This is a genomic window from Streptococcus mitis (assembly GCF_965111735.1).
GTDB lineage: Bacteria > Bacillota > Bacilli > Lactobacillales > Streptococcaceae > Streptococcus > Streptococcus mitis_DR.
Map to the genome: position 1 here is coordinate 2211523 of NZ_OZ217346.1, position 8926 is coordinate 2220448.

Annotated in this window: 8 protein-coding genes and 3 tRNA genes; 3 read left to right on the forward strand and 8 right to left on the reverse strand. The window is 34.0% G+C overall.

The window, feature by feature from the left end; translation table 11 throughout:
- Window positions 1-2: 2 nt before the first annotated feature.
- Window positions 3-2645 (reverse strand): YhgE/Pip family protein, encoded by a 2643-nt coding sequence (locus ACLV7W_RS10780; protein ID WP_411865925.1) that lies wholly within the window; start codon window positions 2643-2645, stop codon window positions 3-5.
- A gap of 126 nt (window positions 2646-2771) precedes the next feature.
- Between ACLV7W_RS10780 and ACLV7W_RS10785 the strand changes: the two genes are divergently transcribed.
- A complete protein-coding gene (locus ACLV7W_RS10785; protein ID WP_001158275.1) occupies window positions 2772-3314 on the forward strand; it encodes a TetR/AcrR family transcriptional regulator in 543 nt (180 codons plus the stop codon).
- A 40-nt stretch (window positions 3315-3354) separates the two neighbouring features.
- Here ACLV7W_RS10785 and ACLV7W_RS10790 read toward each other — a convergent pair.
- The 7 genes from ACLV7W_RS10790 to rlmH all read right to left on the reverse strand — a co-directional run bounded on the left by ACLV7W_RS10790 (window position 3355) and on the right by rlmH (window position 6532).
- A tRNA-Asn gene (locus ACLV7W_RS10790) sits at window positions 3355-3428 on the reverse strand.
- A gap of 5 nt (window positions 3429-3433) precedes the next feature.
- Window positions 3434-3505, reverse strand: a tRNA-Glu gene (locus ACLV7W_RS10795).
- Window positions 3506-3556: 51 nt separating this feature from the next.
- On the reverse strand, window positions 3557-4309 hold the full coding sequence (comE, locus tag ACLV7W_RS10800) for a competence system response regulator transcription factor ComE (protein ID WP_000866073.1): 753 nt from the start codon (window positions 4307-4309) through the stop codon (window positions 3557-3559).
- Window positions 4306-5625: a competence system sensor histidine kinase ComD gene (comD, locus tag ACLV7W_RS10805; RefSeq protein WP_411865926.1), complete on the reverse strand. Its 1320-nt coding sequence runs from the start codon at window positions 5623-5625 to the stop codon at window positions 4306-4308. Before comD ends, comE begins: the two co-directional genes overlap by 4 nt.
- A gap of 19 nt (window positions 5626-5644) precedes the next feature.
- The gene (gene comC, locus ACLV7W_RS10810; protein WP_411865927.1) at window positions 5645-5770 is read right to left on the reverse strand and encodes a competence-stimulating peptide ComC; all 126 of its coding nucleotides are present in this window, start codon (window positions 5768-5770) and stop codon (window positions 5645-5647) included.
- A gap of 165 nt (window positions 5771-5935) precedes the next feature.
- Window positions 5936-6009 (reverse strand) — tRNA-Arg (locus tag ACLV7W_RS10815).
- Between the two features lie 43 nt (window positions 6010-6052).
- Entirely contained in the window at window positions 6053-6532 is a 480-nt protein-coding gene (gene rlmH / locus ACLV7W_RS10820) for a 23S rRNA (pseudouridine(1915)-N(3))-methyltransferase RlmH (protein WP_000695928.1), read from the reverse strand.
- A gap of 183 nt (window positions 6533-6715) precedes the next feature.
- On the opposite strand from rlmH, the gene ACLV7W_RS10825 reads away from it, so the two are divergent.
- Both ACLV7W_RS10825 and ACLV7W_RS10830 read left to right on the forward strand, forming a co-directional pair.
- Complete coding sequence (locus tag ACLV7W_RS10825; RefSeq protein ID WP_000681589.1) at window positions 6716-7897, forward strand: S1C family serine protease; 1182 nt, start codon at window positions 6716-6718, stop codon at window positions 7895-7897.
- Between the two features lie 57 nt (window positions 7898-7954).
- Entirely contained in the window at window positions 7955-8713 is a 759-nt protein-coding gene (locus tag ACLV7W_RS10830) for a ParB/RepB/Spo0J family partition protein (protein ID WP_000410371.1), read from the forward strand.
- Window positions 8714-8926 lie beyond the last annotated feature (213 nt).

Sequence of the window (8926 nt, forward strand, 5' to 3'; positions counted from 1 at the left end):
TTTTAATATTCTTCCATTTTCTTAGGTTGATAGGCTAGCATACCTAAACCAGTAAATAGAGCTAGTATGACAGCTAGGAAAATGGCTTGCTGATGAATATTTCCTGTCATAGAGATTGTTTCTCGTAATCCAGAAACTGAATAACTCATTGGTAACCAGGGATTAATGGCTCTAAAGAAATCATTTGTCAAAGCAAGTGGGTAAGTACCTGCACTTGATGCTAACTGTAATAAAAGCAAGATAAGAGAGAAGAAAGCTCCTATACGGCTATTCCATGTTGTTAAAGCGGTCACCATGGACATGAATACTAAACTTGTTAGGATAATGAGAATAAATGTTCTCATCTCATGATTTGCAGTTAAACCAATAAGATGAACTCCTCCATATACCAAAATTCCTGCTAAAACAGCTATAATACCATTTATTTCAGCTCGAGATTTCAACCAAGCCCAACGGCTCTCCGGATGACGTCCTGAAGGCAACTTCGCAAAGATCATATTCGTTGATATTGCTGCAACAAAAAGAGCAACTGATATCATATAAGGAGCCATTGCAATTCCATTTACAGGAACTTGATCATTGTCTGTTTTTGAAAGACTGAGTGGATTTGACAAAATCTCTGCATTTTGAGATTCCGTTGATGCTGATTTAAGTTGATCTCTAGCATTACTTAATCCTTGTCCCAAAGAAGCAACTCCTATCTGTAAACCTTCCAATCCAGAAGTTAACTTTGTTCCACCTTCTGCAAGTTTACCAGATCCATCTGCCAATTTATTAGCTCCATTCTCTAATTGAGAAGCACCTGAAAGTAACTGACTAGATTTGTCTGCTAATTGACCAGATCCTGATTGTAATTTATCAACTCCTGCCATTAATTCTTGACTCTTTTGATTCAATTGGTTAGAGCCAGTTGATAATTTTTCAATACCAGACACTAATTCTGGAGTTTTTTCAACTAATTGACCAACTCCTGCTGTCAAGTTAGAAGATTTTTGTGTCAAGGTAGTTGAGCCTGAAACTAGTTGATCCAGACTACCTGTCAAGGTGGAATTCTTTTCACTTAGTTGACTTGCGCCTTGAGAAACTTTATCAACACCTGCAGTATATGCATTTACACCCGATGTAATCGACTGACTGGCAGGAACTAATTTGCTAGCAACAGCTCCTTGTATCTCTGTTAATCCACTTGACAATCCTGTCAAAGAAGTAGAAGCAATAGGTAATACTTGATTAGCTTGATCTTTTAATGTTGAAAGATTAGAAGATTGATTTTGTAAGTTTTCTAATCCTCCCTGTAAACCTTGTACTAAAGCTATAATTGACTGAGCCGATTGAATACTATCAGTCGAATTTTGAGATACAGAAGCACTTATCTCAGCTTGTTGCTCACTTGTCAAAGATTGATAAGCTGCTGTCGATTGAATATTGGCTAATGTAGTCGCTTTATCAGACTGAGCACTTGCTAACATTTGATTAGAAAGAGATACTATACTTGATAAAACAGAATCTAATTTTTTTGTATCTCCAACATCAATATTTTGAATGGCTTGATTTAACTGATTCAGACCAGAAGATAATTGATTAATTTGATCTTTTTGCTCAGACGAAGCATCTAACTTGCTAGAAAGTTGTTGAATCCCTTCACTTAATTGCTCCACCCCCATTCGAAGTGTAGCTGATTGATTAGATAACTGATTAGCACCTGTTGCAAGACTTCCCACTCCATTCGTGTAGGCACTAACACCAGATGAAAATTGATTAAGACCAGCATTGAGCTGAGAAACACCGCCAGTATAGGACTCTACACCAGTATATAATTGATTAATTCCCCTCACTAATTCAGGGCTTTTAGAAGATAGTTGACCTAATCCGCTATCTAATTGACTCACTGCACCAGTATATGTAATTAAACCACTATTAAAATTCCCTAAGCCAAGATGAAGTTGTTCAACACCAGAGACATAAGAGGATAATCCTTTAGTAAACTGATCCGTTCCATTTGAAAATGTTAAACTTGAATCTGCTAAAGAGTGTAGGTTAGTAGTTAATGTTTGACTTCCTGCCACTAACTGATTCGCTCCATCAGTTAATTTTTCACTACCAGAAGCTGCTTGACTCATCCCATCCTTTAAATCGACCATTTTGTTGAATAAAGCTTTAGTATAAGTCTCGGTTACATTGGTAGAAACATTCTGCTTTAATTGTGTCATTGCAGAATCACTCATCTTGCTGGCAATAAAGCTATGACCACTTGAAGTCTGATAATCTATTTGCATTTGCTCTGGGTGATTCGTTAAAATTGAAGCTGCTTTTTCAGACAAGTCACTTGGCAAAGTCACTACCATATAATAATCACCGTTTTCTAGACCCTTCTTACCTTCTTCTTCATCTACAAAATGAAAATCCAATGATTTATTTTGCTCTAAATTAGACACCATGTCTTTTCCTATAGACATGCTATTACCATTATAAGAGGCCTCTTTATCATTATTGACAACTGCCACAGGTAAGTCAGACACTTGACCATATGGATCCCACATTGAGGATAAAAATATGATATTGTACAGAGCGGGAATAAGAGAAATCCCTATCATGACAATAATAAAGGTTGGTTTTTTTAAAATTGCTTTCCATTCTTTAAACATAGCTTCTCCTTTTTAAACATATTGTCTAAAATTTTGATATAATAGATTATACAATAAAAAATCTAAATTACAAGATAAAAAATCCATTTTTAGACATATAGTCTAATTTGTTTACGAGGAGGAAGTATGCAAGAAAGTAATAAACGATTAAAAACAAAGCGAACTATTGAAAATGCTATGGTACAATTACTCATGGAACAGCCATTTGATCAAATTTCTACTGTCAAGCTAGCAGAAAAAGCTGGAATTAGTCGTTCCAGCTTCTATACTCACTATAAGGATAAGTATGATATGATTGAGCATTATCAAAGCAAGCTATTCCATACATTTGAATATATTTTTCAAAAACATGCTCATCACAAAAGAGATGCTATTTTAGAAGTATTTGAATATCTAGAGTCAGAACCACTTCTGGCTGCCCTTCTTTCTGAAAACGGGACCAAAGAAATCCAAAATTTCTTACGAAATAAACTTCATATCATGCTCAGTACAGATTTACAAAAGCGTTTTATGCAACTAAATCTCAATACCACTGAGTTAGAATACAGTAGCATCTATCTAACTCACGCACTTTTTGGTGTCTGCCAAACTTGGATTGCACATGGAAAAAAAGAAAGTCCTCAAGAAATAACAGACTTCCTTATGAAAATGCTTGGTGATACAAATTGATACAAAAAAGGGAACAACACTATGTTCCCTTTTATCTATACTCCGCCAGTAGGACTCGAACCTACGACATCATGATTAACAGTCATGCGCTACTACCAACTGAGCTATGGCGGATAAAATAGTCCGTACGGGATTCGAACCCGTGTTACCGCCGTGAAAAGGCGGTGTCTTAACCCCTTGACCAACGGACCTTCTATCTGTAGCAGATATAACCATTATATCAATTTCTTGCTAATTGTCAATTACTTTTGAGATTTTTTCTCTAGAATATCTTTTAATTTTCTAATTTTTAATCTTGAAATAGGACAACGATGATCTTCATAGAAAACAATTTCTAAGTTTTTTCGATCAATTTCTCTGATATTCCCTATATTTACCAAAAATGACTTGTGAGGAGAATAAAATCGCTGAGTATGTTTGTCCTTTTCCTGAATATCTGTCATGGTACCGTAAAACTCTTTGGCAAAATTCTTACCAATAATGCGTAATTTATGAGAGACACCTGTCGTTTCAATATACAAAATATCATGGTAAGGAATTTTTAAATCATTTCCCTTGTAATTGTAGTCAAAATAATCTACAACATCTTCATTTTCAAGTAACATACTCTTCGTGTAGAAGATATTTTGCTCAATTCTCTTCTTAAACAACTCATCATTGATATCCTTATCAACAAAATCTAAGGCTGATACCTGGTATTTATAGGTTAGAGTCGCAAACTCTGATCGACTGGTGATAAAGACGATAATAGCGTAAGGATTGTGATGACGAATAAACTGAGCAACTTCAAACCCTTTTTTCTCAATTCCATGAATATCAATATCTAGAAAATAAAGCTGGTTTACTTCATCATTTTCGATATATTCCTTAAATTCACGAACTTTTCCCGTTGTCTTGTATGATATTGGAATATTCGATTCTTTCGAAATTTCATCCAATATTCTCTCTAGTCTCACTTGATGTTCAATAACATCTTCTAAAATTAAAACTTTCATTCAAATTCCCTCTTAAATCTAATGATTTGTCTAAATATACTGCCTTCCATCTCTGTTTCTAAAATAATGTTATTGTACTTATCTAGTAGTTCTTTCACATTATTTAATCCGACCCCACGATTTCTTCCCTTAGTAGAGAATCCTAAAGCAAATAGATCTCCTGAAGGAGTCATCGTCATTTTACATGAATTCTGAATCACAATAACTGTTTCAGTTTCCATCTTAATAACTGCTACTTCCATATGTTTTTTATAACTATCAGCCGATCCTTCGACAGCATTGTTCAATAAAACACTCATAATACGAACCAAATCCAGAAGGTCTATTGGTAGTCTAGTAATTATATCTTTTACTTCCAGTGTAAACTCTACACCATTATTTCGAGCATAGACAATTGACTGAGCAACCAAACTTCGTAAAGCTGAATCTTCTATGTTGTTTAAATCAAAGTAAGTGTACTTATCTGAACGCAGTTTGTGATTGGCTTTGACCAAAACTTCATTGTAAACTCTGTCAATTTCCTGTAAATTACCACTGTCAATTGCCATCTGCATACTAACAAGCATACCAGCATAATCATGTCGAAAGCCACGGATTTCATTATATAGACCGACAATTTCATCTGTGTAGTTTTGTAAATGTTTCTGTTCAAATTTCTTCTGCTTCAAAGCAATCTCTTTCTCCTTTTGTTCTTTATAAGAATTCATTGCAAAGAAGGTCAAAAATAAAGAGATAAAGACAATAGATGATAAAATACTTCCAAAACTATTTAAATGTTTAATCGTACTTACCATATCTGAAACGAAAGATGCAACATGTAGCAGTAGTAAAGCAAAAAATACTTTTTTCAAGAAAGGATAAAGGTAATCCTTATCAAAATAGTTCAATTCCAAGTGGAAATAAGTAATAATTTTTTTGATTGAAAAATAAGTTAGTAATAGAACTATAAAATAGAAAATTTCTTCATGCTGGGATACTAAATAATCTCCTGTAATTGAAGATAACGTTACAGATATAAAAGTATGGGTACCATTATATAACAAAGATAATAGTATACTAATAAAAATTCCTTTGTATATTTCATACATCTTCAATTTTCTTAAATAAAAATATATAACTAATGGAAATAAAAATTTAACTAGACTAAAGCCATCTCTATATACCATACTAGCAACTTCTTCAAGTATAAAAACTGATATACCTGTGTAACATAAAAAAACTATACGCTCTTTTTTAGTTATTTTACAAATCCGTTCATAACTTTTGCTAACGATTAAAAAATAAACAATAACTATCCCAAATCCCAATAAATTCATTACTCTTCCCCTTATATCATTACTTTTTTCTTGGGAAAATAAAATCACGGAGGAATTTTGATATCCTGCTATCCCCACCTTTAATCTCCTGCAAGTCTTTTTCCTTCAAGGCTACAAACTGTTCCAATTTAACTGTGTTTTTCATAATAAAATCTCCTTAAATGTTTTTTTCTTGTAAGCTAACTTACAAAAACTATTATACAAAATGGAATTTCGTTTTAGATAAAATTCTCTCAACTGTCATTTTTTTCTCCCCAAGTGTACTTTTTTAAGAAAAAAGCCGGGAAAATTCCCAGCTTTGCTACTATATTGATCCCAGCAGGATTCGAACCTGCGACCGTTCGCTTAGAAGGCGAATGCTCTATCCAGCTGAGCTATGAGACCTAATATAGCTATTCTACCAAAAATTCAATTGAAAGTCAATTTTCTATTTATGATAGGGCGAGCCCTGCTGTATTGTAAAAGCCCGATAGATTTGTTCAACAAGGACTAGTCTCATTAACTGATGGGGCAAGGTTAAACGGCCAAAACTAACAGAGAGATTGGCTCTCTTTTTTACATCCTGTGCTAATCCCAGACTCCCTCCAATAATAAATGTAAGAGTAGAAAATCCTTTTATAGAAGCTTCTTCTAGCTGCTTACTAAATTCTTCTGAGGAGAAAGTTCTCCCTTCGATAGCCAACACAATCACGAAATCACGGTCACCAACTTTTGATAAAATTCTCTGACCTTCTATTCCTAAAATCTTTTGATTTTCTGATTCACTGGCCCTATCTGGTGTTTTTTCATCTGCTAGCTCAATCATTTCAAGCTTAGCAAATCGAGAAATTCGTTTTAAATACTCTGCAATACCATCTTTCAAATACTTTTCTTTCAGTTTCCCAACTGTTACAACTTTAATTTTCATGACTCTATTCTAACATATTCTCTATTTTTTCACATCTTATTCACAAAACAAAAGGTTAATTTTAGCCGAGAAAACCACAGATTTTTGAAAGTTATCCACAATCTGTGAAAAACTTTTTGTGTTTAAGTTATAATTAAGCTAGTCAGTTTATACTTTCAGTAATTCAAAAATATGGAGGCAAATATGAAACATTTAAAAACATTTTACAAAAAAGGGTTTCAATTATTAGTCGTTATCGTCATTAGCTTTATTAGTGGAGCCTTGGGTAGCTTTTCAATAAACCAACTAACTCAAAAAAGTACTGTAAGTACCTCTAACAACAATAGTACTATTACACAGACTGCCTATAAGAATGAAAATTCAACAACACAGGCTGTTAACAAAGTAAAAGATGCTGTTGTTTCAGTTATTACTTATTCAGCAAACAGACAAAATAGCGTATTTGGTAATGATGATACTGACACAGATTCTCAGCAAATCTCTAGTGAAGGATCTGGGGTTATTTATAAAAAGAATGACAAAGAAGCTTACATCGTCACCAATAATCACGTTATAAATGGCGCCAGCAAAGTAGATATTCGTTTGTCAGATGGAACTAAAGTACCCGGAGAAATTGTCGGAGCGGACACTTTCTCTGATATTGCTGTCGTCAAAATCTCTTCAGAAAAAGTGACAACAGTAGCTGAGTTTGGTGATTCTAGCAAGTTAACCGTAGGAGAAACTGCCATTGCTATTGGTAGCCCATTGGGTTCTGAATATGCAAATACTGTCACTCAGGGTATTGTATCTAGTCTTAATCGAAATGTATCTTTAAAATCTGAAGATGGACAAGCCATTTCTACAAAAGCCATCCAAACTGATACTGCTATTAACCCAGGTAACTCTGGTGGCCCACTAATCAATATTCAAGGACAGGTTATCGGAATTACCTCAAGTAAAATTGCAACAAATGGAGGAACATCTGTAGAAGGTCTTGGTTTTGCAATCCCTGCAAATGATGCTATCAATATTATTGAACAGTTAGAAAAGAACGGAAAAGTGACTCGTCCAGCTTTGGGAATTCAAATGGTCAATCTCTCAAATATTAATACAAGTGATCTTAGAAGACTGAATATTCCAAGTAACGTAACATCTGGTGTCGTTGTTCGTTCTGTACAAAGTAATATGCCTGCCAATGGTCACCTTGAAAAATACGATGTTATTACAAAAGTAGATGACAAAGACATTGCTTCATCAACAGACTTACAAAGTGCTCTTTACAATCATTCTATCGGAGACACCATTAAGATAACTTACTATCGTAACGGTAAAGAAGAAACTACATCTATTAAACTTGACAAGAGTTCAGGTGATTTAGAATCTTAATTAACATCTATGTAAAGAAAGCTTTACATAAGAGAAAAGATGTGTTAGTGTAGAATCATGGAAAAATTTGAAATGATTTCTATCACGGATATACAAAAAAATCCCTATCAACCTCGAAAAGAATTTGATGGAGAAAAACTACATGAACTAGCACAGTCTATCAAAGAAAATGGGGTCATTCAACCGATTATTGTTCGTCAATCTCCTGTTATTGGTTATGAAATCCTTGCAGGAGAGAGACGCTATCGGGCTTCACTTTTAGCTGGTCTAACGTCTATCCCAGCTGTTGTTAAACAGCTCTCAGACCAAGAGATGATGGTCCAGTCCATCATTGAAAATTTACAAAGAGAAAATTTAAATCCAATAGAAGAAGCACGCGCCTATGAATCTCTTGTAGAGAAAGGATTTACCCATGCTGAAATTGCAGATAAAATGGGCAAGTCTCGTCCATATATCAGCAACTCTATTCGCTTGCTGTCCTTGCCAGAACATATCCTCTCAGAAGTAGAAAATGGCAAACTATCACAAGCCCATGCACGTTCTCTAGTTGGCTTGAATAAGGAACAACAAGACTATTTCTTTCAACGGATTATATATGAAGACATTTCTGTAAGGAAGTTAGAAGCTCTTCTGACAGAGAAAAAACAAAAGAAAAAGAAAAAAAATGATTATTTCATACAAAATGAAGAAGAACAGTTAAAAAAACTACTCGGATTAGATGTAGAAATCAAATTGTCTAAAAAAGACAATGGAAAAATCATTATTTCTTTTTCAAATCAAGAAGAATACAGTAGAATTATCAACAGCCTGAAATAAGGCTGTTCTTTTATTTTTTTTATCTCACAAGGTTATCCACTAATTTTTTTGATAAAAAGCTTAATAAATCAATAGTTTCTGCTTTTATCCCCAAGCTGTGGATAAAACTTGATAACATTGTGGATTATTTTTCACAGCTTGTGGAAAATTCTTGCTATCTATGGTAAAATAAGTCTAGCATTAAACTTTTAAATAGTAAAGGAGGAGAAAGGA

Coding starts and splice junctions, on each gene's coding strand:
- ACLV7W_RS10780 (WP_411865925.1), bottom strand. CDS start 2,645: ATGTTTAAAGAATGGAAAGCAATTTTAAAAAAACCAACCTTTATTATT.
- ACLV7W_RS10785 (WP_001158275.1), top strand. CDS start 2,772: ATGCAAGAAAGTAATAAACGATTAAAAACAAAGCGAACTATTGAAAAT.
- comE (WP_000866073.1), bottom strand. CDS start 4,309: ATGAAAGTTTTAATTTTAGAAGATGTTATTGAACATCAAGTGAGACTA.
- comD (WP_411865926.1), bottom strand. CDS start 5,625: ATGAATTTATTGGGATTTGGGATAGTTATTGTTTATTTTTTAATCGTT.
- comC (WP_411865927.1), bottom strand. CDS start 5,770: ATGAAAAACACAGTTAAATTGGAACAGTTTGTAGCCTTGAAGGAAAAA.
- rlmH (WP_000695928.1), bottom strand. CDS start 6,532: ATGAAAATTAAAGTTGTAACAGTTGGGAAACTGAAAGAAAAGTATTTG.
- ACLV7W_RS10825 (WP_000681589.1), top strand. CDS start 6,716: ATGAAACATTTAAAAACATTTTACAAAAAAGGGTTTCAATTATTAGTC.
- ACLV7W_RS10830 (WP_000410371.1), top strand. CDS start 7,955: ATGGAAAAATTTGAAATGATTTCTATCACGGATATACAAAAAAATCCC.